Genomic DNA, 24353 nt, shown 5'->3' with positions numbered 1-24353 from the left:
GGAGATCGATTCGCATGACGGCGGCGTCGCCATGGAGCGTTAAGGGGATTGACCCCAAGGCACGGGAGGTCGCGAAAGACCTTGCGCGTCGCTCCGGCATGACTCTTGGTGAGTGGCTAAATCGAATGATCATCGAGGGCGATGGTCAGACCGCCGAGCCGCGTCTCGCCGGGGACGAAGTCCCCAATCGCGCCTATCTTGAGATCGTCAAAGAGGATGCGCCGCCGCGCATCGAGATCGCCGAACATCCCGCCGACGAGGTCGGTCGGGTCGCCCTGGCGCTCGATCGTCTGACGCAGCGCATCGAGGCCGCCGAGGGGCGCAATGCCGCCGCGATCACCGGCATCGATCACTCCGTGCGTGACGCCCTGGCGCGTCTTGGCCAGTCCGAACGCGAGCAGATCGCCGTCGCCGCGCGCTTCGAAGGCGCGGTCGACGAGTTGAAGACCGAGCAGGCGCGAGCCGTCGAACGCCTTCGCCGCATTGAAAACGAAGCGGCCGGTCCGCGCTCGGCTGAGGCGCTGCGCGCCCTGGAAGGCGCCTTGGGCAAGGTCGCCGGGCACTTGTATGAGGGCGAGGCGCGCACCCGCGAGGCGATTGCGACGCTGGAAGCCCGTTTGAACCAACAGGTCACGAGCGATCCCAACGCGCTGGTCGAAGCCGTCGTCGCGCGACTGGGCGAGCGCCTCGAAGCCGCCGAGAGCCGCACCAGCGAGGCGCTACGCGAACTGGGCACGTCCTTCCAGGCTCTGGATCAGCGCCTCGGCGCGGTCGAGACCGCCAATCCCGTGACGGGCGTCCAGGAGCGCCTGGACAGCCTGGCCGCCACCCTGACGCAGAAGATGGAAGCCGCCCGCCTGGAGATGGCGGCGAAGCTTCGCGAAAGCGCTGACGGCCGCTTTGACCGCATGGAGCGCAAGCTTGGCGAGATGGCCGCCCACGTGCAGGCCGCCGAGCAGCGCTCGGCCCAGGCCATCGAGCGCATGGGCCGTGAGATCGTCGGCGTCGCCGACGCGTTCAATCGCCGCGTCCACGCCGCCGAGAGCCGTAACGCCAGCGCTATCGAGCAGGTCGGTGGTGAGGTGGCGCGCATCGCCGCCAGCGTCGAGCACAAGCTCAATCGCGCCGACAGCGTCCAGGCCCAAGCGCTCGAAAAGCTGGGCGGCGAGATCGCCCGGATCACCGAGAAGCTGGCCGAGCGGATCGGCAGCGCCGAACGCCGCAACGCCCTGGCCATCGACGATGTCGGCGAACAGGTCGCCCGCGTCACCGAACGCCTGAACCAGCGCCACGAACGCTCCAGCCAGGAACTGGTCGACCGCATCCGCCAGAGCGAAGAGCGCACGCTCCGCATGCTGGAAGAAGCGCGCGAGAAGATCGACAGCCGTCTTTCGGAGGCGCAGCGCAAGCTTGAGGCCGCGCCGCCGCCGCCGCCCGCGCCGACGCCGGCCCCGGCGCCTGCGTCGACGCGTCCGTCGCCGCCGACCGCTTCCCCGTTCGACGACAACTACTTCACCCAGGCCGCCTCGTTCAGCACGGCCGAGGAGGACGAGGACGACGCGTTCGATGCGCCGCCGGCTCCGACCCGTAGCTTCGATGTGGCTGAGTTCCCGGCCGCGGAGCCTGAGGAACCGGCCTTCGCGCACGACGACTACGCCATCGCCGACGGCTTCGAGCCAGAGAGCCCGCGCTTCGAAGTCGAACCCGAGGTGTCGGATTTCGCGCCGACCGAGCCGACCCGGCCGATGTCGACGCGCGACATCATCGAGCAGGCTCGCGCCGCCGCGCGCGCCGCCGCCGCCACCGAGGGCAAGGGCGGCGGCAAGGCCAAGGCTGCGAAGAAGGACAAGGCCGCCAAGGCGAGCGGTTCGCTGTTCAGCGGCTTTGGCGGCTTTTCGACCAAGAAGTCCAAGGCGCGCCTCGGCGCGACCGTAACGACGGCCTTTGTCGTCTTCGCCGCCGCCGGCGCGCTCGGCGCTGGCGTGGGCGGGCTGCTCCTGCTCAACACCGAAGACACCAACACCTCGCCTAGCCGCGTGGCTCAGGCGATCGCCGGCCGCAAGGCCGATGTCGAGGTCAATGGTCCCGAGGCCGACACCACGCCCGGCGCGCCGCGCGCCGCTGTGGCCCTGACGACGGGCAAGGTTGTCCCTGCTCAGATCGATGCGCCGGCCGCTCCGCCGACCACCGAAGCGAAATCCCTGTTCGAGGACGCGGTGCGCAAGATCGAGTCGGGGGACCGCTCGGGCGTCGAACTGCTGAAACGCGCCGCGAACGGCGGCTATCCGGCCGCCCAGTTCTACCTCTCGAAAATGTACGAGGGCGGCAAGAACGGCGTGAAGGTCGATATGGCCGAAGCGCGCCGCTGGAGCGAACGGGCCGCCAACGGCGGCGATGCGCGCGCCATGCACAACCTGGCGCTCTACTACTTCAAGGGCGAGGGCGGTCCGCGTAATTCGACGACGGCCGCCAGCTGGTTCCGCAAGGCCGCCGACATGGGCCTGGTCGACAGCCAGTTCAATCTGGCTCAGCTCTACGAGAGCGGCCTGGGCGTCAGCCAGAACCCGGCCGAAGCCTACAAGTGGTACGTGATCGCCGGCCGTGCGGGCGACTCGACCGCGCGAGGCCGCGCCACGGCGCTGCGGACCCAACTGACCGCCGAGGCCCAGCAGACCGCCGACCGATCGGCCCTGGCGTTCCGTCCGCAGACCCAGGTCCAGGCGAGCTTGCCGTCCACTGCGCCCGCCGCCGCCAACGCCAATCTGGGGCTGGCGCAGCGCGTCCTGTCGCAGCTGGGCTACTATCAGGGACCGCGGGATGGCGTTTCGTCGCCCGCCCTGCGGATGGCGATCGCGGCCTATCAACGGGATCAGGGCCTGCCCGCCACCGGCTCGGTGGATGGCGAGGCCCTCAACCGCCTGGCGGTCTACGCGCGCTAACCGGCCCGCGAAGGCTCGCCTTGTCGCGAACGCGCGCCGGCTTGCGAACCGGCGCGTCGGCCGCTCCCGCATCGCTGCGGGACAAACGTCATTGCATTCCAACACCTTCCTGGGCCAATGCAGGTCATGAACCTGTGCTTCGTGCCGTGAAGATCGTCCGTGGACCTATCGCGTCCGGTCGGTAATAGTCGCGACAGGGGCGGGGCGGGCGACCACGGTCGCTTGCCGAAGGAGTTGTGGCATGAACGAGTCCGCGGGCGGGCGGACGCCGGTTCCACCGGCGGCATGGGTCTTTGGTCTGTCGACCTTGATCCCATTCTTTGTAGCGTCGGGCCTGTTTTGCTATGGGCCGGCGGATGTCCAGAAGTCCGCGCTGCTCGGGCTGCTGGCGTACTCCGCCGCGATGGTCTCCTACTTCGGCGGCGTTCGAACCGGACTGGAGATCGAAGACCCCAGTCCTCGCTGGTCGGTCCTGGGTATTTCGCTGCTGTTCCCGCTGGCGGGGTTTGGCTTGCTGCTTGGCCAACTGAAGTTCGGGCCGGCCTGGCAGTTGTCGGGCTTTTTGCTGGTGTTGCTGCTGCAATGGGTCTGGGACGTCACCGACCATGAGGGGCCGAGCTGGCGCCCCCGGATGCGCACCCTGATGACCGCTGGCGCGGCGATCTCTCTGGCGTTCTCGCTGGAGCAGGCCCTGCATATGTGATCCCGAGGTCTAGAGCATTTTTCCAGCGAAGCGGTTTCGGCTCGCGTGAAGAAAAATGCTTTAAAACAAAGGACTAGGGCTCGCGGTCTGACGCGGTCAGGTCGCAAAACGCTCTAGTCGGGCCTCAACGATTTGCCGCCCACCGCGTGAACCCGGCGCGGACCCAAGGCGCCGGCCAGGAGCGGGCCGTTGAAGAGACTCGAAAAGGCGTCATCCAGCACATTCAGCCCGCCCGTATAGGCGCCGAACGCCGGCAGGACCAGGCGGGCGCCGTCGGTGACGAAACAGCGTCGGCGGACGGTCGCGCGTCCGCTGGAGACCTTGGCCGCCGGATGCAGGTGACCCGCCACCTCGCCCGGCTGCGCGCCAGCAAGCGGCTCATGCCGAAGGATCAGCCCCGCGATGCTGGCTTCGTCGATCACCTCGCCCGGCAAGGCCTTTGGGCCGTCGGCGTCGTGGTTGCCCACCGCCCAGACCGGCTCGCGGCCAAGGGCCAAGCCTTCCAGCCGGCGGTAGTCGTCCACCGCCAGCCGCGCCTCGCCGGCGCCGTCATGGAAGCTGTCGCCCAGGAAGATTAGCCGTTCGGGCGTGAGCTGCGTAATCTCGCGGTCAAGGCGGTCTAGGGTTTCGCGCGTGTCGTAGGGCGGCAGCATCTGACCAAAGCGGGCGGCGTAACTGCTGCCCTTCTCGAAATGAAGATCGGCCACGATCAGCGTGCGTTCGTGCTCAAGCCACAGCGCGCCGGACCAGCGCAGCACCACCTCGACATTGGCCAAGGCGATACGAAGGCCGCCGCAGGCCGAAGGCGCAAAGCGGGTCATGGCCGCGCCTCGGCGATCAGGTCAGCTTCGGCCTCGGCCAGGATCATCTCGCCGGCGGCGTCGCCCGGGGCCCGTTCGCGGCCGATTTCCAGCATCATCGGGACAGCGAAGGGCGAGACCCGATCCAGGGCCATGTGCCGGATGCGGCCCCTGACGCGGGTCAGCATGTCGCCCAGGCGTGCGATGTCCAGCAGGCCCGTGGCCGCGTCGAGCCGCGCGCAGCGGAGCATCAGGTGGTCGGGTTGGTGTTTACGCAGCACGTCGTAGATCAGGTCCGTCGAGAAGGTCACCTGCCGCCCGGACTTCTCGGCGCCAGGGTGGCGGCGCTCGATCAGACCCGCGATCAGGGCGCAGTGCTTGAAGGACCGCTTCATCATGAAGCTCTCGTCCAGCCAGGCTTCCAGGTCATCGCCCAGCATGTCCTGGGCGAAGAGCTCATCCAGGTCCAGATCGTCCATGGGGCGCAGCGACCACAGGTTCAGCGCGTAGTCGTTACAGACAAAGCCTAGCGGGCCCACGCCCAGCCGGTCCAGGCGGCGGGTCAGCAGCATGGCCAGGGTGGTGTGGGCCAGACGCCCGTCGAACGGATAGCAGACCATGTGGAACCGCTTCCCGCGCGGGAAGGTCTCCAGCAGCATCTCCCCCTCTGCTGGCAGGGCCGAACGGATTTTCTGCCAGGACAGCCACTCCTGAACGTCGCCGGGCAGGGCGCTCCACTCGCGCTCGTCATGCATCATCTGCCGGACCCGCTCGGCGAGGTAGGTCGACAAGGGAAACTTCGAGCCGCCCCAGCTGGGCATCTTGGGATCATCGTTCGGCGCCGGGGAGACAAAGGCGTCGGCCCCGACCATGCTGTTGTACCGCCAGACCTGGCCGGCGAAGACGAAGGTGTCGCCAGGCGTCAGCTGCTCGAAATAGCCTTCCTCGGCCTCGCCGATCTTGCGCCCGCCGACCGGCTTTCGGCCCCCGCCAATCCGAATGTTGATCATCGCCGGGGAGATGATAGCGCCGACGTTCATGCGGTGCTGCTGGCGGGCCTGGGCGTTGCGCGCTGTCCAGAGGCCGTCGGCGGTCTGCACGATCCGCCGAAACTTGTCGTAGGTGCGAAGCGCGTAGCCGCCGGTCGAGACGAAGTCGACCACGGCCTCGAAATCCTCCCAGGTCAGCTCGGCGTAAGGCCCCGCCGAGCGGACCTCGTCATAGAGGTCGGTCAGCTTGAACGGCTCCGAGCACGCACAGCCCATGACGTGCTGCGCTAGAACGTCGAGGCCGCCGATACGCGCCGGTTCGCCGTCCAGGTGGTTCTCCAGGATGGCGTCGGCGGCCGCACGGCACTCCAGCATCTCGAAGCGGCTGGCGGGCACGAACAGGGCGCGGCTGGGCTCGTCCAGGCGGTGATTGGCCCGACCGATCCGCTGCACCATCCGCGAGGCGCCCTTGGGCGCGGCCAGCTGGATGACGAGGTCGACGTCGCCCCAGTCGATGCCCATGTCCAGCGTCGAGGTGCAGACCACCGCGCGCAGTTCGCCGCGCGTCATGGCCGCCTCGACCTTGCGCCGCTGCTCGGCCGACAGGCTGCCGTGGTGCAGGGCGATCGGCAGGCCCTCGTCGTTCAGCTCCCACAGCCGCTGGAACGCGAACTCGGCCTGGAAGCGGGTGTTGACGAACACCAGCGCCGTCTTGGCCTCCTTGATGATGTCATAGACCTCGGGCATGGCGTGCTCGGCCGTATGGCCGGCCCAGGGCACGCGTCCGCCCGAGACCAAGACCTCGACGACCGGCTGGGCGCCGCCCGCGCCGAGCACGAGGTCGATGTCGGGTTCGCATATCCTCCCCCCGCGCGCGGGGGAGGATTTTCCACCCGGTTCTCGCCCAGCCACTTTCGTACCAGATCCGGATCATCGACCGTGGCCGACAGGCCGACCCGACGCATGTTGGGCGCGAACTGCTGCAGGCGCGACAGGCCCAGCGCCAGGAGGTCGCCGCGCTTGCTGGGCCAGATCGCGTGGGCCTCATCGATGATGACGCAGCGCAGGTCGGAAAAGTACTCGCGTGCGCCTTCCCAGGCGCAGAACAGCGCCAGTTGCTCGGGCGTGGTCAGCAGGATGTCGGGCGGGCGGACCTTTTGCCGGGCCTTGCGGCTCTCGCCGGTGTCGCCGGTGCGGCTTTCGGCCACGATCGGCAGGCCCATCTCGCGAATAGGGGTGAGCAGGTTGCGCTCGACGTCCACCGCCAGCGCCTTCAGCGGCGAGATGTAGAGGGTGTGGACGCCGGCGGGCGTATTGCGTGGGGGGCGCTCGGCCAGTTCGATCAGGCTGGGCAGGAACCCGGCCAGCGTCTTGCCGCCGCCTGTGGGCGCGATCAGCAAGGCCCCGCGTCCGGCGCGGGCCTTGTCCAGCATCGCCAACTGGTGCTCACGGGGCGTCCATCCGCGCTTGGCGAACCAGGCCTGAAACTGGGGAGGAAGGGCGTTCGCCGCGAGCATTGACCGCGATATAGCATGTTCCCTTTCTGTTTCACCTGACTTTTGCGCGCGCGTGGCGCGAGTCTGGTTGCTTCCGCCACGGCTTGCGATTGTCTGGATTGACGCTTGCGGCGCCCAGGTCGCGCCGGCGGCCATGTTGGGGGTTTGATGCGTTCTGGTTGGCTGATCGCGCTGATGCTCGCGGCCCTGTGGCCCGCCGACGCGGCGCGCGCGCAAGGCTGGGGGGCTGGGGCCGACTGTGACGCCATCGAACGGGCGGCCGAGGATGGCCAGACGGCCCTCTATGTCGAGCTTGCGATCTGCCATCTCCGCGGTGAAGGACGCGAGCCGGATGTCGCCAAGGGACTGTTCTGGCTGCGCAAGGCCGTGGCCCTGGCCGACACCGACGCCATGGTCGAGTTGGGCAACCTGTATCTTCTCGGGGACGAGGGGCTGAAGCCCGACGCCGACGGCGCCGTGAAGCTCTATGCGAGAGCCGCCCGGCTGGGCGATCCGAACGGCATGTTCAATCTGGCGGTCATGCACCGGGGTGGTCACGGACGTCCCGAGAAGCCAAGGCTGGCTCGCGCCTGGTATCTCCGCGCCGGGGAGGCCGGATCGGCTCCGGGCGCGTTCAACGCGGGCGTCGTGCTGCTGGAGGGCTATGGCGGTCGCGTGGACGCCAGGGGCGGCCTGCTATGGCTGCGCCGCGCGATCGAGATGGGCTCCGCGGAGGCCATGAGCGAGCTGGGGCGTTTGCACGCCGAGGGCGCCGGCGTCGCCGCCGATCCCGCCAAGGCCCTCTACTTCTACCGCGCCGCCGCGCGCAACGAGCTGCCGGACGCGATGTATCGGCTGGGCGCGGCGCACTATAACGGCCAGCTGACCGACAAGAACTATGTCGAGGCGATAAGCTGGTTCCAGCGGGCTGCGGACCGTGGGGACCACGACGCCTGGTTCGCGCTGGGGCTGATGTGCGAGATCGGTCGCGGTGTCCGGGCCGATCCCGATCTGGCGCTCCAAATGTACCGTCGGGCCGTGGAAAGCGAGGATCCGGCCCTGCGGGCCAAGGCGCAGCGGGCGATCGATCGGCTGCTGGGACTCGTGGAGGAGGACGAAACGCCGGTGGGCTGAGGCGCCGCGCCGCGCGTTCCCATTCTGTTTCGAGCCGGGTTCTGCTAACGGACTCGGGTGACTGCTTTCCCGCCGACTCTGGACCTGGCCCCGGCCCTGGTCGTCCTGCCCGGACCGCGCGCCGGCCTGGCGGATGGCGGCGAGGCGCGGATGCTTCGCGCGCCGGACGCGCGCGATCTCTTCGAGCATGGCCCAGTGCTGGTCGCGCACGCGGCGATGACGGCTCGGCGTCTGAACCTGTCTCCGCCGGCGCGCTCGCCGCGTCTGTTCGATGTGCTGGAACTGCATGCCTTCACGCGCCCGGCGGCGTTCTGCGCCCCCTCGGCGGTGGGCCTCGCCACGGCCCTGGGGCTGCGCGAGCCGCATGGCGCAGCCGAGCAGGCCCAGACCCTGCGCGAGGCCGCTGACGCGCTCTTGCGAGAACTGGCCCTGACGCCGGTTCCCTCGCGCGAAGAGGCCCTGGCGATCGCCGAAACCCTGGCCAAGGCGGGCTGGTCGTGGGGACCGGCCGTCATCGGCGCCTTGCGCTCGGTTCCCGTCGGCAACCAGTTTCGCGGATCGGGCCTCGATGTCTGGGCGCGGCTCGTGGAGTGGGAAGACCAGGCGCCGCCCGGCGAGGCCGGATCGCGCCCCATCGATCCTGAGCGCGCCGGCGAGCGTCTGGCCGAACTGCTTCAGCGGTCGGGTCTGGAAGAAGTCCGCGAAGCCCAGGTGACCTTCGCCAAGGAAGCCGCCTTCGCCTTCCAGCCGCGCGAGCGCGAAGGCGAGCCGCGCATGATGCTGGCCGAGGCGGGCACGGGCGTTGGCAAGACCCTGGGCTATCTGGCGCCCGCGTCGCTCTGGGCCGAGGCCAATGGACCGTCGGTCTGGGTCAGCACCTACACCCGCGCGCTTCAGCGCCAGATCGAACGCGAGAGCCGCTCGATCTATCCCGATCCCAAGGAACGCGCCCGCAAGGCGGTGGTGCGAAAAGGGCGCGAGAACTACCTGTGCCTGTTGAACTTTCAGGAGCAGACCAACGGCGCGCAGCTGGGTAACGGCGACCTGATCGGTCTGGCGCTGACGGCGCGCTGGGCCCGCGCCACGCGCGACGGCGACATGACCGGCGGCGACTTTCCCGCCTGGCTGCCGACCCTGGCGGCCGTTCCGCCCTCGGTTCAGGCCAGTCCCGCCAATCTCGTCGACCGGCGGGGCGAGTGCATCCATGCGGGCTGTCAGCACTATCGCATCTGCTTCATCGAGAAGGCGGTGCGGGCGTCCAAGCGCGCGGATCTGGTGATCGCCAACCATGCGCTGGTCTTGACCCAGGCGGCCTTTGACGGCGCGCGCACGGCGCGGGGGCTGAAGGGCGACAACGAGACCACCAGCCTCAAGCGCATCGTCTTCGACGAGGGCCACCACCTGTTCGAGGCCGCCGACAGCGCGTTCTCGGCGGCCTTGTCGGGCGCTGAAGCGGCGGAGTTGCGGCGCTGGATCCGGGGACCCGAAGGGCGTGGTCGGCGGGGACGTGGCCTGGAAGCGCGGCTGCTCGACATCCTGGGAGACCGGGAGGGCGCGCGCGGTGCGATGAGCCAGGCCATTCAGGCCGCCGCCGCCTTGCCGGGCGAGGGTTGGTCGGGGCGGGTCGCGCCACCTGATGGGCAGATCAATCCGATCGGTCCGATCGAGAACTTCCTCGTCGCCGTGATCGAGCAGCTACGCGCTCGCAGCGGCGACCGGGGCGGGGCCGATCTTGGCCTGCAATGCGATGCGCGGCCAGCGACCGATCTGGTCCGCGAGCGCGCGCCGGAGGCCGCCAAGGCTCTGGCCGCGATCGAGGCGCCGCTGCTGGCCCTAGCGCGGGCGCTGGAAGACGTGCTGGACGAGGACGCCGAGCACCTTGGCGCGTCGGAGCGGGCCAGGATCGAGGGCGCTTTGCGCGGCCTGGATCGCCGGGCGCGCATGACCCTGCCGGCCTGGCGCTCGATCCTCAAAGCCATTGAGGACGACGACGTCGAGCCGAGCGACAGCGATCCGGACTTCGTCGACTGGTTCGAGGCGACCTTCCTCTACGGCCGTGTGGTGGACGCGGCCTGCCGCCGGCATTGGGTGGACCCGACCGAGCCGCTGCGCGCGGCGGTGCTGTCGCCCGCGCACGGTGTGCTGGTGACCAGCGCCACCCTGGTCGATCCTGCGCTGGAGGATCCGTTCGCCCTGGCCGAGATGCGCACGGGCGCGGCGCGCCTGCCGACCGCGCCCAAGGTGCTGCGGCTGGTCTCGCCGTTCGACTACGCGAACAACGCCAAGGCCTTCGTCGTCACCGATGTGAACAAGGAAGATCCGCGCCAGGTCTCGGCAGCGATGCGCGAGTTGTTTCTGGCGGCGGGGGGCGGGGGGCTTGGCCTCTTCACCGCCATCCGTCGCCTCAAGGCCGTGCACGAGCGTATCGCCGCCCCGCTGGCCGATCAGGGCCTGGCGCTCTACGCCCGGCACGTCGATCCGCTGGAGGTCGGGGCGCTCGTAGACATCTTCCGGGCCGAGGAGGACGCCTGCCTGCTGGGCACCGACGCCATCCGCGACGGCGTGGACGTGCCCGGCCGCTCGTTGCGGCTTCTGGTGTTCGATCGCGTGCCGTGGCCGCGTCCGGACGTGCTGCACAAGGCGCGCCGGTTGCGCTTCGGGGGCAAGGGCTATGACGACGCGGTGGCGCGGGCGCGGATCAGCCAGGCCTTCGGTCGCCTGATCCGGCGGGCCGACGATCGCGGCGTGTTCGTGATGCTCGATGCGGCGGCTCCAACCCGGCTGTTCTCGAGCCTTCCCGAGGGCGTCACGCTGGAACGTGTAAGCTTGGTCGAGGCCATCGAAGCGGCCGGCGCCTTCCTGGCCAAGAAAGAGGCCTGAGCCCCGCGCCGCCCAAACGTCGAACAATGATCACATGATGCGTCCGGTTCGCCTCTGGAGCCGTACCGACCCCGTCACGAGGAGTGCTGTGCATGCGCGTTCGAAATCCCGTCGCTCTGGCCGTCGTGGCGTTCTCATTGCTCGTTGCGGGCCAAGCCTGGTCCTTTGAGCTGTCCGCCAAGGCCAAGGCTGCGCTGGCCAAGGGCGAGGCCTATGCCGAGGTGTTTCCCGACCCCGACGGCATCTCGGGGCATGTGAAGGGTGTGGTGGATATCAACGCGCCGCCCGAGAAGGTTTGGCGCATCATGACCGACTGCGCGGCCGCCAAGGTGATGATCACCACGCTCGCGGTCTGCCGCATCGTCGAAGGCGACATGGCCCGCGGGTGGGACATCCGCGAGCATGTGACCCGACGAAACCTCGTGTTTCCCGGCCTACGGATCGTCTTCCGGTCCGACTACGAACCCTACAGCCGCATCAAGTTCAAACTGGTCGGCGGCGATCTGAAGGTCGAGCAGGGCGAATGGAAGCTGCAGGCCTTGGATGGCGGCCGACGGACCCGGGTGCTCTACGACAACCGCCTGGCCGTGGATTGGCCGGTCCCCAAGGCGCTGATCCGCGAGGCCCTGCGCAAGGACACGCCTAAGGTCCTGATGAACCTCAAGGGCCTTTGCGAGTAGGCCAGCGTCTTAGCTGGCCGTCACGTACTTGATCAGCGCGGCCATGTTCTCGATGTAGGTTCCCGTCGAGATGCCGATCTTGGGCGTGTCGGTGATGTAGGGCGAGGTGTCCGTCGCGTCGCCGACCCGGGTCTGGCTGAAGTCGCCCGGGGCGGGCGTCGGGGAGCCGTCGCCGATATAGGGGTTGCTGGTCGCCCGGAGCTCGGTCGGCCACCAGCCCTCGGCGTTGAGCGACGCGATCAGGCCGGCGGCCTTGTCCGGCGAGGTCTGGCCGGTGTCGGCCTTCAGGGTGTCCACGTTCAGATCCGACACCGAGATGTCGCCGGTGGTGAAGTACTTGGGCAGCGCCTTGCGGCCGCCCTTGAGCGGCGAGTCCTTGCTGGCGACTTCGGGCGGGGTGGCCTGCAGCTTGGCGAGCCGCTGGCGCAGGCCGGCCACATTCACCGCGCGGAACGACGAGTAGTGGATGACCGTGCCTTCGGGGTTCTGGTCGGCGTAGTACTCGCCGTTGACGACGTTGCTGCCGCGCCGGTGGATATAGAGCGGCTTGCCCGTGCCCACCTGAATGAAGGTGGGGTAGGGGCGGCCCTTCTGGATTTCCTGCGGCAGCTTGATGCTGTCCAGCCAGTCGAGCGCCTCACCCAGGCGCGCCAGGTACTTGGGATCGCCGGTCAGCTCGTAGAAGTCCATGCACGAGGCGATGTTGGCGCCCGTGGTGTGCGAGGCGAAAGCCTCGGGCTCGTAGCTGCGCGCGGCGGCGGGCTTGAGCGTATCGACGTGATGCTGCAGGCCCCACGCCGGCTGCGGTTGGGGTTGCTGGCAGATCACGAAACAGTCCATCGCCTTCCTGATGGCGGGGAGCGCGCGGGGATCGCCCAGGGTCTGCCAGACCATGATCAGGAACTTGATGTTCTCGCCGGCCACATCGTCGTTGAAGGTGATGTAGCCGGTGTAGTCGGCGTGGCCGTGGTTCTGGAAATCGGTCTTCAGCGGGAAGCGCTGGGGCCAGCCGCCGTTGGGATACTGGCTGTCCAGAACGAACTGCAGCGCCTTGTTCAGAGCCGGCTTGAAGCGCCTGTCCTTCTTCTCGACGTAGAGGCGCAGCAGGAACTGCGAGGTCTCGGCCGTGCCGGCGTCGTCAAAGGTGGCGTTGCCGTAGTAGTGCTGGAATTCCTCGAGCCGCCAGCCGTTCTTGCCGATGGTGTCGTACCACTTGCGCATCGAGGCCTTGCCGGCCAGGTCGCCCAGATAGTTCCATCCCCCGGCGGGGTGCTGGATCGCGATCAAGGCCTTGGCGGCCTTGCAGGCGGCCTTGTAGTAATACTCATCGCCCGTCGCGTGATAGGCGTCGAGGAACAGGTGTCCCATCGTCGCGGTGCCGGGCGGCTGCACCCAGATCATGGTGGGGTAGGCTTCCATCTCGCCCCAGCGCCGCGAGAAGTCGGGCAGATAGCTCCAGACATAACCGCCCTTGTAGGCGACCTTGTCGACCATGAAGCGCGTGGCCGTCTTCATCGTCTCCAGCGCCGTTTCACGGCCCGGCGCGGCGAGCGCCCGGAGCGGCGCAAGGGCGCCCGCTGCGGCGAAGGCCGCCGCCGAGGTGGCCAGGAGGCGACGGCGGGAGAGCGGGCTGAGGGGCATGGATAAACTCCGATCGGTGCGGAGCTTACATCGAAGGATAGGCGAGCGAACCTCCCTGGCCAGCGACGGCTCCGCCATCTTGGAAGTGACGTTGCCGGCATTATGCTACCGGTGTCATGCCTTTGACTACCCACTTTTCGCTCCGGAGGCTGGCCGGCGTTGGTCGATAATCGTGGGCCGTCCCGCGCCGAGGGGTTCCACTGCGACAGGCGGACGCGTTGTCTGTTGATCCGCGTTCAGCGAGATTCAGCCCCTCACTTGAGGCGACGCCGCGCTCGGAGCAGCATGGCCGACGCCGTCCTGTTGGGGAACAGGACGACGCCCCCGGACCGAAAAGGGCCGGGGGCGTTTTCACGTTCTGAGCGGGCTTGTCAGCAGGCGCTCGCCGCAGAACAACGCTCACGATGCGTCCAGCGGTCGCATGGCGGATGCGTGTTCATATCTTGTAAACCTTTTGGCCATGGGGACGCGAAACGATCATTTGACCGAAGCCGAGCGGCTCGAGCGACAAGCCGAGATCGCCGACAATGCGCACGCCCGCGCGGCTCTGCTGCGCATGGCGCAAGCGTCGCGAGGCGCTGCGGCGCTGTTGGGTCTGTTCGAAGCCAGCTACGACGAAGCGCTGCCGGTGGTGCGAGGCTAGGGCCTCAATCCGACAGACAGATCTCGACACAGCGGCTCGCCAGGGTCTGTGTGGCGTCGAGAAGCGGCGCTGAAAGGTCGGGCTGGGACAGCACCAAGGGCACTTCGGTGCAACCCGCGACCACAGCCTGCGCGCCCTTGTCGATCAGGCGGTGAGCGAGGGCGGCCATGGCGTCCCGCGACGCCTGCCCCAGGTCGCCCCGCTTGATCCGGTAGAGCAGGGCCATGAACTCGACCTGCTCGTGATCATCCAGGGTCGCAACCTCCAGCCCCAGCGACGCAAACCGCTCCCGATAGAGACCGAGCGCCAGGCTGGTGCCCAGGACGCCGACGATGTTCGCACCCTGGGCGCGGGCGGCGAGGCCGGCGGTCTCCAGCATGTCGATCAGCGGCAAACCCGAAGCGCGGACCTCCTCGGCATAGGCGTGGGCGGTGTTGCAGGCGATCGCCAGCACCTGCGCGCCGGAGCCGCGCAGGCCCGCCGCCATCGCCGCCAACACCGGACCGGGATCCGAGCCTTCGACGTTGCGGTCGGGAACCTTCGGGTTGATGTCCACCAGCACCCGCAGATGATCCTGCTCCCGCGTCACGGGCGTCGCCGCCTGCAACTTGGCCAGGAAGTCGAGGGTGGCGGCCGGACCCATGCCGCCCAGAACGCCCAGAACCTTGCTCATCGGAAAAAGCTCCTAGCCCAGCGCGGCCTCAAGCACGGTCTGATAGCCGAACAGCCCCTGGGCGCCGCCAGTGTGCAGGAAGACCACCCGCTCGCCCTTGAAGGCGCCCTTGCGGGCCTGATCGATCAGCCCCTTCATCGCCTTGCCCGAATAGACCGGATCCAGCAGCAGCCCTTCGGTGCGGGCGGCCAGGGCCAGGGCGTCGATCACGCCTTGGTCGACGAGGCCGTAGCCTTCGCCCACATAGTCGCAGTCGGCGACGACCGCTTCGCGCCGGACCCGGCTCGCAGCCCCGATCGTCTCGGCCGTCGCGACCGCGAGGTTGTAGACGTTCTCTTCCTGCTTGGGCTTGGGCGCGCGCACGCCGAAGCCCAGGATCGGGATATCCACCGACAGCGCCGCGAAGCCTGCGACCAGGCCAGCGTGCGTGCCGGCGCTGCCCGTCGCCGTGACGAGGCGATCGATCTTGAGGTCCATCTGGTCGGCCTGCACCACCAGTTCGCGCGCGCAATCGACATAGCCGAGCGCCCCGACCGTGTTCGAGCCGCCGCCGGGGATCACATAGGGCTTGCCGCCGCGCTGGCGGACGCTCTGGGCGGTGATCTCGAGCTCGGCGACCATGTCTGTCCCGCCCGGCACATAGCGCAGCGTCGCGCCCATCAACTTGTCGAGCAGCACGTTGCCGTTGCCCATGTAGTCGCTGGCCTTGGAGCCGGTGCGCTCCTCCAGGATCACCTCGGTCTTGAGACCAAAGCGCGCCCCGGCGGCGATGGTCTGGCGGACGTGGTTGGACTGGACCGCGCCCTGGGTGACCAGGGTGTCGGCGCCTTGGGCCAGGGCCTCGCCGAGCAGGAACTCCAGCTTGCGGGTCTTGTTGCCGCCGCCGGCTAGGCCCGTGCAGTCGTCGCGCTTGACCCAGAGGTCCACGCCCAGTTCCGCGCCGAGACGGGGCAAGGGCTCCAGGGGCGTGGGCAGGTGCGCGAAGCGGGCGCGAGGAAAGCGAGCAAGGTGCATAGGCGCGGTTCCTGAAAGACTCGCCCATTTGTTAGCACGGCCTGCGCCGCCGTGTTGAACCAGACGACCTTCGCCCGCTTCGGGCCTGTCGCGGAGCCGCAGGCGTGGGTGCTGGCTTGGCCTTTGCTTTACGGGGCGCCTGACGCTTAGGCCCCGGCGATAGCGGTGTTATGCTGCCTTCAGAAGATCGGCGTGAGACCGACCTGATCCTAGGGAGGAAGACATGACCCGTATAATTCCCCTCGCCTTGGCCGCTGCTGTGTTGGCGACCGCTGGCGCTGCTGAGGCTTCCACGATGGTCATCGGCGGCGGGGCCGCGAAGGAATGTTCAGACGCCGCTCTGAAAGGGCGCTCCGACAAGCGCTCGGTGTTGGCCTGCACCAGCGCCTTGGAGCTGGAGAACCTGCATTTTCGTGACCGCGCCCGCACCTATGTGAATCGCGGTGTGCTCCAGATGCGGCAAAAGGATTTCGGTGCGGCGCGCTCGGATTTCGACGCGGCGGGCGCGATCGATCCCAATCTGGGCGAGGTCTTTGTGAACCGAGGCGCGGCCTATGTCGGCGAGGAGCGCTATCGCGAAGGCGTGGAGCAGATCGACAAGGGGCTGGCCCTGGGGGTGAAGGAGCCCGAAAAGGCCTGGTTCAACCGCGGTCTGGCTAATGAAGGACTGGGAGATCTGAAGGCGGCGTTCCGCGACTATTCGCGGGCCGCAGAACTCAATCCCGAGTGGCCGGCGCCGAAGCTTGAACTCACGCGTTTCTCGGTGAAGCGCCCCTGATCCCCTCTGGCGTGCGCTCTGCGACCCAAGGAGCCAAGCCTATGAGTCGAGCGGCGCATCTTCTTTGCGCAGGTCTTGCTGTGTTGCTCTGGAGCGGAGCCGCGCATGCGCAAGACTTGCGTGAAATCCAAGCGCGAAACGCCGCCGCCCACGCGCTCGAAGACGCGCGTCGTGATGTTCTGCAAAGCCAGATCGCGGCGTCCAACGCCCAGGAGCGGGCCAGGACCCAGATCATTCTTCGTGACCTGAACACGGGCGTCGTGTCGGGCCCCGTGGTCTTGCGAGACAGCAACGCACCCCGCGCGATCGATGACACCGCGCGAGCAGACGCCGATTTCAACGCCGCAATGGCGCATCTTGAGCGCCTCACCCAAGAAGCCCTCGATCAGAGCAACGCGCGGATGCGCGCGATCCGGCCGGCGAGCGAGCCCAAGCGTTAGGGCTTTTTCGGCGGGACGTAGGCGATCAGCTGGATTTCGATGATCGCGCCCGGCGACAGCAGCCCGGTTGTGCCGACAGCCGTCCAGGCCGGGTGCGCGCCCTTGATGAACTCGCTCTTCACCGCGTTGATCATGTTGATCTGCTCAAAGCGCGGGGCGGGTTGGTCAGGACCTTCCCAGACGTGGAAGCTATTGATCATCACCACGTTCTCGAAGTTCGTGCCCGAGGCCTTGAGGATCTCGTCCAAGCTCACAAAGGCGCGCCGGATCTGTCGCTTGAACGATTCCGGATCTGTGCCCTCGTCCTTGCCGCGGCCGACGATCACGCCGGAGACGTACAGGGTGTCGCCGACACGGCGGGCTGGCGCGTACTTGATCGCGTCATACGACCCTTGATGCGCTGCCGAGGGAATGACGACTTCGCCTCCCGGCGCGGCGATCGACTTGGGATAGGTCGTTTGCGCAAGGCTCGGAGTGGCGATCAGGGCGCAGAGGATCGGCGCTAGGCAACGGCGGAACATGACGAAGCTCTCGGAGAACGTTGATCCTTGATCGAGCTTACCGGTCGGAGTCGGCAAGTGAATTTACCGTAACGCATCAGGGCATTGCGCCCTTGACCTATGCGTCAGTGTCCCTAGTGTCCGAGGCCTGTTCACCGGGGGGCCGCTTGCGCGGCTGAGATTGGGCCAAGGCCCTGACCCGTAGAACCTGATCCGGGTCATGCCGGCGAAGGGAGGGAACGCGGACGGGAGCGTTTGTCTCGCCCGTAAGACCGACTCAAGCACGCACGTCCGGGTCTCCTTGGAAGCTTGAGGAGCGCCCGAAATGAATATCCAGAGCACCATCAAGGCCGTGGCCGAGACGATCTCGACCGGTCCGATCCCCGGCTCGCGCAAGGTCTATCAGGCGGGCGAGCTGTTCCCCGAGCTGCGCGTGCCGTTCCGCGAGGTGGCTGTCCACCCGTCGGCCAACGAGCCGCCGGTGACGATCTACGATCCCTCGGGCCCGTATAGCGATCCGACCGTCCAGATCGACATCGAGAAGGGCCTCCCGCGCACCCGCGAGGCGCTGGTCGTGGCGCGCGGCGATGTCGAAGAGGTCACCGATCCCCGCCAGGTGAAGCCCGAGGACAACGGCTTCGCCCAGGGCAAGCACCTGGCCCCTGAATTCCCGGACACCGGCCGCAAGATCTACCGCGCCAAGCCGGGCAAGCTGGTCACCCAGCTGGAATACGCCCGCGCCGGGATCATCACGGCCGAGATGGAATATGTGGCCATCCGCGAGAACCTGCGTCGCGAGCAGGACCGTCCGTGCGTGCGTGACGGCGAGGACTTCGGCGCCTCGATCCCCGACTTTGTGACGCCCGAGTTCGTGCGCCAGGAAATCGCCCGCGGCCGCGCCATCATCCCGGCCAATATCAATCACGGCGAACTGGAGCCGATGGCGATCGGCCGCAACTTCCTGGTCAAGATCAACGCCAATATCGGCAACTCGGCGGTGCTCTCGACCGTCGCCGATGAGGTGGACAAGCTGGTCTGGGCCACGCGCTGGGGCGCCGACACGGTCATGGACCTGTCCACCGGCCGTAACATCCACAACATCCGCGACTGGATCATCCGCAACTCGAGCGTGCCGATCGGCACGGTGCCGATCTATCAGGCGCTGGAGAAGGTCAACGGCGTGGCCGAGGACCTGAACTGGGAGGTCTTCCGCGACACCCTGATCGAGCAGTGCGAGCAGGGCGTCGACTACTTCACGATCCACGCCGGCGTGCGCCTGCCGTTCATTCCGATGACCGCCAAGCGCGTCACCGGCATCGTCTCTCGCGGCGGCTCGATCATGGCCAAGTGGTGCCTGGCGCACCACAAGGAGAACTTCCTCTACGAGCGCTTCGACGAGATCTGCGAGATCATGCGCGCCTATGACGTGTCGTTCTCGCTGGGCGATGGTTTGCGTCCGGGCTCGACCGCCGACGCCAATGACGAGGCCCAGTTCTCGGAGCTGCGCACCCTGGGCGAGCTGACCAAGGTGGCCTGGAACCACGGCGTCCAGGTGATGATCGAAGGGCCGGGCCACGTGGCCATGCACAAGATCAAGGCCAACATGGACGAGCAGCTGAAGCACTGCCACGAGGCTCCCTTCTACACCTTGGGCCCGTTGACCACGGACATCGCGCCTGGCTACGACCACATCACCTCGGCCATTGGCGCGGCGATGATCGGCTGGTTCGGCACGGCGATGCTCTGCTACGTCACGCCCAAGGAGCACCTGGGCCTGCCGGACCGCGACGACGTGAAGACCGGCGTCATCACCTACAAGCTGGCCGCCCACGCCGCCGACCTCGCCAAGGGTCACCCGGGCGCGGCCATGTGGGACGACGCCATCAGCCGGGCGCGGTTCGAGTTCCGCTGGGAGGACCAGTTCAACCTGGGCCTCGACCCGGAAACCGCCCGCAAGTTCCACGACGAGACCCTGCCCAAGGAAGCGCACAAGACCGCGCACTTCTGCTCGATGTGCGGACCCAAGTTCTGCTCGATGAAGATCAGCCAGGAAGTCCGTGACTTCGCGGCCGGCAAGGCGCCCAACAGCGCCGAACTGGGCATGGCCGAGATGAGCGAGAAGTTCCGCGAGCAGGGCTCGGAGATCTATCTGAAGACCGAGTGACGCGTTTTCACTGGCGCGACGGGGGAGACGCCTCCACCGTCGCGCCCATGAAACGTCTGAGTCTCGTCGCGGCCGCCGCCGCTCTATCCCTGGCGTCGCCGGCCTTGGCGGAGAGCCCGTTCTGGCCGGTGCAGCCCAAGAACGGACCGGTCGCCGCAGAGCTGCGCGGCGCCTGGAAGTCCCGGGGCTATGGCTGGATCGTCCAGTTCGGACCCGACGGCGCGCAACTGTTCCAGACGGCCGGCGGCGCCTGCTACCCGGACGCACGCCGCGAGCCTGATCCCGACGGAGTCTTGAGCCTTTGGCGGGCCGAGGGGGCTGGCGTAATCAGTCTGACGGGCGATCCGTTGGGCACGCGCTATCAGTTCGACCGGCTCCCCAACCTGCCGACGGACTGTATCTCGGCGGCGGCCTGGACCCCGGACCGCATTGTCGCCTTCGCCGCCGACACCTTTGCGGAGCTCTATCCGCGCTCGGCCGAGCGCAAACTGGACTGGCCCGCGCGCAAGGCCAAGGCGCTGGCGCAGGTGACCCCCACCTCCACCGACGATCAGCTCTGGCTGGCGCTCGCCGGTCTGTTGAGCGGGCTGGATGATCCTCATGTCGAGCTGCACGGAATGGTGCAGGGCGCGCGGCGCGATCTCGAGCCGGGCGAGTCTCCCACGCTTTTGCGTGTCCGTTCGGCCGATCCCGCGGGCGAGGAGAGGTCCTGGCTCCAGGCCTATCGCGAAGGGATTTTGACCGGGCTGCTGCAAGGCAAGGGACGCCAGGCCGCTAACAATCGCATCTTCTGGGGGCGGGTCGACGATGTGGGCTATCTCAACGTCTTGACCATGGGCGCTTTCGCGCGGAACGCCGCACCGGATGATCCTCGGCCGCTAGACGCTGTTCTGGACGAAGCCCTGAGTGCGTTTGTCGGCGCCAAGGCGGTGGTGGTCGACGTCAGCAACAATCGGGGCGGATACGACACCATCAGTCGGCGTATCGCGGCGCGGTTCACGGCGCAGCCCCGCGTCGCCTACGCCAAGGTCCCGGTCGGCGCAAAAACCCCGCCGCAGACCATCAAGGTCGAGCCCTCCGGCGCGGTCGGTTTCACGGGGCCGGTCTATGTGGTGACGAGCGACATCACGGTCAGCGCGGGCGAGACCTTCACCTTGATGATGAAGGCGCTGCCGAACGTGACCCAGGTCGGTGGAACGACGCGCGGGGCCTTTTCAGACCAACTGCCCAAGCCGCTGCCGAATGGCTGGAGCCTGGCCCTGCCGGCGGAGCTCTACCGGTCAGCGGATGGTCAAGAGCTGGAGGGACGCGGCCTGGCGCCTGACGTTCCGCTCGACGTCTTCCCGGACGGGGACGTGTCCGGAGGCCACGCCAAGGCCATTGAGGGCCTCATCGCGAAAATCCGCGAGGGCGCTGTCGGGACGGCGGCGCGCTGACGGTCCTTGCTGGGGACCGAGCCAGCAGAGCGCCAAGCAGCGTGGTCCATGCCGACGGACTTGTGGCTCCGGTCCGCAAGGCGGCGCGCCAGGCCCGCCGCGCCCTCACGCGCGAAGCCGTGGGGATGGCCGACCCGTGCGTTCAGGACGAGAGGGCGAGGGCGCTTTTCGACACCCAGAGGATGATCCTGGGTGGCTTTGCGACACCCCTCGAATCTATGCACGCATAGATTGCTCTAAGCTGCAGGCGAACCGCTTGCCTATAAGATGGGCGAAACCGATCGAGCACCGAGGCGCCGCGCGACGGCTTTTGTTTCCTGCCTGCAACATCGTGTCGTGTTGCACATTCGCACACGTCGGATATGTCTATTTTTCAAAGACTAGGCCGCATTTGGCGCGGATTGGGACACACCACTGTGTGCATTCTGCTGCAATAGCTGAGCTTGTTCCCAATGGTTGTTGCGGTGGTCTCCGCCCAGCCGTAAGGAGCGGCAACCCAGCGTTGGCGCAGCGCGCGTCGGCGTTCCTCGCAACTCATGCTTTTGTGGGCCTGAATGACCCTTTCGACCGTGCTCCTCTACGGGCTGGCCGCCGTCTCGCTCGATCCTGCGTCCGCGTCGGCGCCCGCCGCGACGGCCACGATGGTCGCCGAGGACGTTCAGACGACGCCGCGGACGAAAGATGACGGGCCCAACGAGGTCGAGGGTCTGGTCATTCAGGCGGATCCGCGCGGCAAGGTGGAAGGCGCCATCCAGCCCGAGATCGAGCTGAATGAGGAAGAGATCAAAAGCTTCGGCGCCAACAGCATCGGAGAGCTTCTGACGCTGCTGACCCCGCAGACCGCCAGCACGCGCGGTCGCGACGGGGGCGGTGGCGGGCCCGTGCTCCTGATCAACGGTCGCCGGATTTCAGGCTTCCAGGAAATCCAGGGCGTTCCGCCCGAGGCGATCGAACGCTTCCAGGTTCTGCCGGAAGAGGTCGCGCTGAGCTACGGCTACAAGGCCGACCAGCGGGTCGTGAACATCATCCTGAAGAAGAACTACAGCGCCACCACGCTCCAGGCGGCCGGTACGGTCGCGACGGACGGCGGCCGCACGACGCTGAGCGGCGGCGGCAATCGGGTCAATATCGACGGTGACAAGCGTTGGAACCTGGACCTGCAGGTCCAGCGCGATCCCTACCTGATGGAGACGGACCGCGACATCGTCCGCGCGCCGAACGGCCAGCCCTTCGACCTCGTCGGCAATGTGAGCGGCTTGAACGGCGGCGAGATCGATCCGGCCCTGTCCGCCGCAGCGGGAGGCCTGGTGACTATCGCCGGCGTTCCGGACGCCGCTCAGGCGGGCAAGGTCGGCCTTTCGGCGTTTTCGCCGCTGGCGGGGCGCTACAACACCGACGATCTGACCGCCAGCCGGTCGCTGATCTCCAAGTCCGAGCGCGCGACGCTGCGCGGATCGATCAGCCGTGACCTCAACAAGACTACGCAACTGACGATCAGCGGCAATCTGGAAGACACCAGCAGCCAGGCTTTGCTCGGCCTGCCCGGCGTGACCTTCACCCTGCCGACGGGCAGCCCGTTCTCGCCCTTCTCCAAGCCCGTCACCGGCTATCGCTTCATCGACGCGCCCGGCGCCCTGGCGCGTGACACGGACGTCCTGCGGACCCAGGTCAGCATGGCCGCCAACGGCCGTGTGAAGGACTGGCGCTGGACCCTGACCGGCGACTTTGACCGAACCGCCACCGACACGACGACCGGACGGGGGCTGGACGCCTCGGCCTTCCAGGCGGCGGTCGCCGCCGGCGATCCCAGCGTCAATCCGTTCGGGACGATCGCGTCCAACCTCTACAAGAGCGTGGCGCCGGACACCGCCAATTCGGTGTCGACCTCGGCCAGCGCCGAGCTCGTGTTGAACGGTAATCTGTTCCAGCTGCCGGCCGGCGGCGTCCAGACCAGCTTCAAGATCGGCGCGGACACGCGCGGCCTCGACGCCAAGACTGTTCGCTCCGGCGTCAGCACCCAGCGCAAGGTCACGCGCGACCGCGAGAACCTTCAGACCAGCTTCACCCTGCCGCTGACCAGCACGCGCAATGACGTCCTGGCCAAGCTGGGCGACCTCTCGGCCAACTTCAACGCGGGCTATGAGAACCTCTCGGACCTGGGCGGCCTCACGACCCTGGGCGCGGGCCTCAACTGGACGCCCATCAAGCCGCTCAGCCTGATCGCCAGCGTCACGGACGAGGAGGGCGCCCCCTCCACCAACCAGATCAACGATCCGCTGGTGGTCACGCCCAACGTCTCGGTGTTCGACTTCACGACGGGTCAGACCGCGCTGATCACCCGAACCGATGGCGGCAACCCGAACCTGCGCAATGACAATCGCCGGGTTTCCAAGTTCCAGGTGAACTACAAGCCGCTGGAGAAGGTCGAGCTGACCTTCAACGCCACCTATACCCTGGCCGAGACGAGCAATGTGATCTCCAGCTTCCCGGCGATCACGCCGGATCTGGAGCGGGCCTTCCCAGAGCGGTTCACGCGGGACGCCACGGGTCGCCTGCTGGCGATCGACGCGCGCCCGGTCAACTTCGCCAGCGCCGAGCGTCAAGACATTCGCTGGGGCTTCAACCTGTTCAAGCCCGTGGGCAAGCCGACGCCGGGCGCGGCGGCGGGTCCCGGCGCGCCGGGCGCGCCTGGCGGTATGGGGGGCGGGCGCTTTGGTGGCGGCGCTGGTGGTCCGGGGGGCGGCATGCGCTTCGGCGGACCCGGCGGCGGCGGCTTCATGGGGCCAGGCGGTCCTGGCGGCATGATGCGGCCGGGCCAGGGCATGTTGCAGGTGTCGGTCTACCACACCTGGCGCCTGGCCGACGAACTGACCACCCGCAAGGGGCTGCCCGTGCTGGACCAGTTGGACGGTGCGGCGATCAGCTCGCGCACCGGGCAGGCGCGTCACGAGGTTCAGGTGCAGGGCGGCTACTTCAAGGACGGCCTGGGCATGCGCTTCAACGGCAACTGGAAGGCGTCCACCTGGGTGAACGGCGGGGCCACCGGCGGCCAGACGCTGTATTTCTCCGACCTCGCCACCCTGGGCTTGAGCGTCTTCGCCAGCTTCAACGCCCCTGCGCGCAAGGCGCTGGTGGACAAGTATCCGATCCTGAAGGGTGCGCAGGTCTCGCTGAACGTCGAGAACGTGTTCGACGCCAAGCAGACGGTGCGTGACCAGAACGGCGTCACCCCGCAGGCCTACCAGCGCGACTACCTGGACCCGCTGGGCCGCACGGTGCGATTGGGCTTCCGCAAGCAGCTCTAGACGCCGAACTTTGAGACCCTGGGCGGTTTGGTCGCACCCGCCCAGGGCCTCACGCGCTCTAGCTAGGCGAGAGCGCCCTGGCGCTCTCAACGCGTCCTTAAGCACTGGGGCGCAGTCTGAAGGCCTGAACGGCCGCTT

The 24353-nt window shown here is 67.8% G+C and carries 16 protein-coding genes, 1 pseudogene and 1 riboswitch; of the genes and pseudogenes, 11 read left to right on the top strand and 6 right to left on the bottom strand.

Features of this window, described 5'->3' with window-relative positions; all coding sequences use genetic code 11:
* Window positions 1-14: 14 nt before the first annotated feature.
* Together CA606_RS12090 and CA606_RS12085 are read left to right on the top strand one after the other, a co-directional pair.
* Complete coding sequence (locus tag CA606_RS12090; RefSeq protein WP_096050905.1) at window positions 15-2939, top strand: peptidoglycan-binding protein; 2925 nt, start codon at window positions 15-17, stop codon at window positions 2937-2939.
* A gap of 241 nt (window positions 2940-3180) precedes the next feature.
* Window positions 3181-3642 carry a DUF3429 domain-containing protein gene (locus tag CA606_RS12085; RefSeq protein ID WP_096050906.1) on the top strand — a complete coding sequence of 154 codons (462 nt, stop codon included), beginning with the start codon at window positions 3181-3183 and terminating at the stop codon, window positions 3640-3642.
* 113 nt (window positions 3643-3755) lie between these two features.
* On the opposite strand, the gene pdeM is transcribed toward CA606_RS12085, so the two are convergent.
* Both pdeM and CA606_RS12075 read right to left on the bottom strand, forming a co-directional pair.
* Window positions 3756-4463, bottom strand: a complete 708-nt coding sequence (gene pdeM / locus CA606_RS12080) for a ligase-associated DNA damage response endonuclease PdeM (RefSeq protein ID WP_096050907.1) — start codon at window positions 4461-4463, stop codon at window positions 3756-3758.
* Window positions 4460-6948 (bottom strand): annotated as a pseudogene (locus CA606_RS12075) (ligase-associated DNA damage response DEXH box helicase). Before CA606_RS12075 ends, pdeM begins: the two are co-directional and overlap by 4 nt.
* A 144-nt stretch (window positions 6949-7092) precedes the next feature.
* On the opposite strand from CA606_RS12075, the gene CA606_RS12070 reads away from it, so the two are divergent.
* From CA606_RS12070 to CA606_RS12060, 3 genes are all read left to right on the top strand, one after another.
* Window positions 7093-8061 carry a tetratricopeptide repeat protein gene (locus CA606_RS12070; RefSeq protein ID WP_181242566.1) on the top strand — a complete coding sequence of 323 codons (969 nt, stop codon included), beginning with the start codon at window positions 7093-7095 and terminating at the stop codon, window positions 8059-8061.
* 57 nt (window positions 8062-8118) lie between these two features.
* Window positions 8119-10941, top strand: a complete 2823-nt coding sequence (locus CA606_RS12065) for an ATP-dependent DNA helicase (RefSeq protein ID WP_096050908.1) — start codon at window positions 8119-8121, stop codon at window positions 10939-10941.
* 83 nt (window positions 10942-11024) lie between these two features.
* Window positions 11025-11621 carry an SRPBCC family protein gene (locus tag CA606_RS12060; protein ID WP_096050909.1) on the top strand — a complete coding sequence of 199 codons (597 nt, stop codon included), beginning with the start codon at window positions 11025-11027 and terminating at the stop codon, window positions 11619-11621.
* Window positions 11622-11630: 9 nt separating this feature from the next.
* On the opposite strand, the gene CA606_RS12055 is transcribed toward CA606_RS12060, so the two are convergent.
* Window positions 11631-13262 carry a pectate lyase gene (locus tag CA606_RS12055; RefSeq protein WP_096050910.1) on the bottom strand — a complete coding sequence of 544 codons (1632 nt, stop codon included), beginning with the start codon at window positions 13260-13262 and terminating at the stop codon, window positions 11631-11633.
* Between the two features lie 460 nt (window positions 13263-13722).
* On the opposite strand from CA606_RS12055, the gene CA606_RS12050 reads away from it, so the two are divergent.
* The gene (locus tag CA606_RS12050) at window positions 13723-13905 is read left to right on the top strand and encodes a hypothetical protein (RefSeq protein ID WP_096050911.1); all 183 of its coding nucleotides are present in this window, start codon (window positions 13723-13725) and stop codon (window positions 13903-13905) included.
* 4 nt (window positions 13906-13909) lie between these two features.
* Here the strand turns inward: CA606_RS12050 and CA606_RS12045 are convergent, their stop codons facing one another.
* Both CA606_RS12045 and CA606_RS12040 read right to left on the bottom strand, forming a co-directional pair.
* Window positions 13910-14578, bottom strand: coding sequence for an aspartate/glutamate racemase family protein (locus CA606_RS12045; RefSeq protein WP_096050912.1), 669 nt, complete (start codon window positions 14576-14578; stop codon window positions 13910-13912).
* Between the two features lie 12 nt (window positions 14579-14590).
* Entirely contained in the window at window positions 14591-15592 is a 1002-nt protein-coding gene (locus CA606_RS12040; RefSeq protein ID WP_096050913.1) for a D-cysteine desulfhydrase, read from the bottom strand.
* 223 nt (window positions 15593-15815) lie between these two features.
* On the opposite strand from CA606_RS12040, the gene CA606_RS12035 reads away from it, so the two are divergent.
* Complete coding sequence (locus tag CA606_RS12035; RefSeq protein ID WP_096050914.1) at window positions 15816-16370, top strand: tetratricopeptide repeat protein; 555 nt, start codon at window positions 15816-15818, stop codon at window positions 16368-16370.
* Between the two features lie 116 nt (window positions 16371-16486).
* Window positions 16487-16810, top strand: coding sequence for a hypothetical protein (locus CA606_RS12030; RefSeq protein ID WP_233282150.1), 324 nt, complete (start codon window positions 16487-16489; stop codon window positions 16808-16810).
* Here CA606_RS12030 and CA606_RS12025 read toward each other — a convergent pair.
* Entirely contained in the window at window positions 16807-17331 is a 525-nt protein-coding gene (locus tag CA606_RS12025; RefSeq protein WP_096050916.1) for a RidA family protein, read from the bottom strand. The genes CA606_RS12030 and CA606_RS12025 overlap by 4 nt on opposite strands.
* Window positions 17332-17456: 125 nt before the next feature.
* A riboswitch (TPP riboswitch) is annotated at window positions 17457-17562 on the top strand.
* Between the two features lie 73 nt (window positions 17563-17635).
* Here CA606_RS12025 and thiC point away from each other — a divergent pair.
* From thiC to CA606_RS12010, 3 genes are all read left to right on the top strand, one after another.
* The gene (thiC, locus tag CA606_RS12020; protein WP_096050917.1) at window positions 17636-19474 is read left to right on the top strand and encodes a phosphomethylpyrimidine synthase ThiC; all 1839 of its coding nucleotides are present in this window, start codon (window positions 17636-17638) and stop codon (window positions 19472-19474) included.
* A 47-nt stretch (window positions 19475-19521) separates the two neighbouring features.
* Window positions 19522-20910, top strand: a complete 1389-nt coding sequence (locus CA606_RS12015) for a S41 family peptidase (RefSeq protein WP_096050918.1) — start codon at window positions 19522-19524, stop codon at window positions 20908-20910.
* Between the two features lie 554 nt (window positions 20911-21464).
* Window positions 21465-24215: a TonB-dependent receptor gene (locus tag CA606_RS12010; RefSeq protein WP_181242565.1), complete on the top strand. Its 2751-nt coding sequence runs from the start codon at window positions 21465-21467 to the stop codon at window positions 24213-24215.
* Window positions 24216-24353 lie beyond the last annotated feature (138 nt).

The organism is Caulobacter vibrioides, from assembly GCF_002310375.3.
Taxonomy (GTDB): domain Bacteria; phylum Pseudomonadota; class Alphaproteobacteria; order Caulobacterales; family Caulobacteraceae; genus Caulobacter; species Caulobacter vibrioides_D.
The sequence above is the reverse complement of the archived record's forward strand: the minus strand, read 5'-3'. Positions and strand labels throughout refer to the sequence as shown.

What these genes read in the sequence shown, in the direction of transcription:
- CA606_RS12090 (WP_096050905.1), top strand. Translation starts at nt 15, where the DNA reads ATGACGGCGGCGTCGCCATGGAGCGTTAAGGGGATTGACCCCAAGGCA.
- CA606_RS12085 (WP_096050906.1), top strand. Translation starts at nt 3,181, where the DNA reads ATGAACGAGTCCGCGGGCGGGCGGACGCCGGTTCCACCGGCGGCATGG.
- pdeM (WP_096050907.1), bottom strand. Translation starts at nt 4,463, where the DNA reads ATGACCCGCTTTGCGCCTTCGGCCTGCGGCGGCCTTCGTATCGCCTTG.
- CA606_RS12055 (WP_096050910.1), bottom strand. Translation starts at nt 13,262, where the DNA reads ATGCCCCTCAGCCCGCTCTCCCGCCGTCGCCTCCTGGCCACCTCGGCG.
- CA606_RS12050 (WP_096050911.1), top strand. Translation starts at nt 13,723, where the DNA reads ATGGGGACGCGAAACGATCATTTGACCGAAGCCGAGCGGCTCGAGCGA.
- CA606_RS12045 (WP_096050912.1), bottom strand. Translation starts at nt 14,578, where the DNA reads ATGAGCAAGGTTCTGGGCGTTCTGGGCGGCATGGGTCCGGCCGCCACC.
- CA606_RS12040 (WP_096050913.1), bottom strand. Translation starts at nt 15,592, where the DNA reads ATGCACCTTGCTCGCTTTCCTCGCGCCCGCTTCGCGCACCTGCCCACG.
- CA606_RS12035 (WP_096050914.1), top strand. Translation starts at nt 15,816, where the DNA reads ATGACCCGTATAATTCCCCTCGCCTTGGCCGCTGCTGTGTTGGCGACC.
- CA606_RS12025 (WP_096050916.1), bottom strand. Translation starts at nt 17,331, where the DNA reads ATGTTCCGCCGTTGCCTAGCGCCGATCCTCTGCGCCCTGATCGCCACT.
- thiC (WP_096050917.1), top strand. Translation starts at nt 17,636, where the DNA reads ATGAATATCCAGAGCACCATCAAGGCCGTGGCCGAGACGATCTCGACC.
- CA606_RS12015 (WP_096050918.1), top strand. Translation starts at nt 19,522, where the DNA reads ATGAAACGTCTGAGTCTCGTCGCGGCCGCCGCCGCTCTATCCCTGGCG.
- CA606_RS12010 (WP_181242565.1), top strand. Translation starts at nt 21,465, where the DNA reads ATGACCCTTTCGACCGTGCTCCTCTACGGGCTGGCCGCCGTCTCGCTC.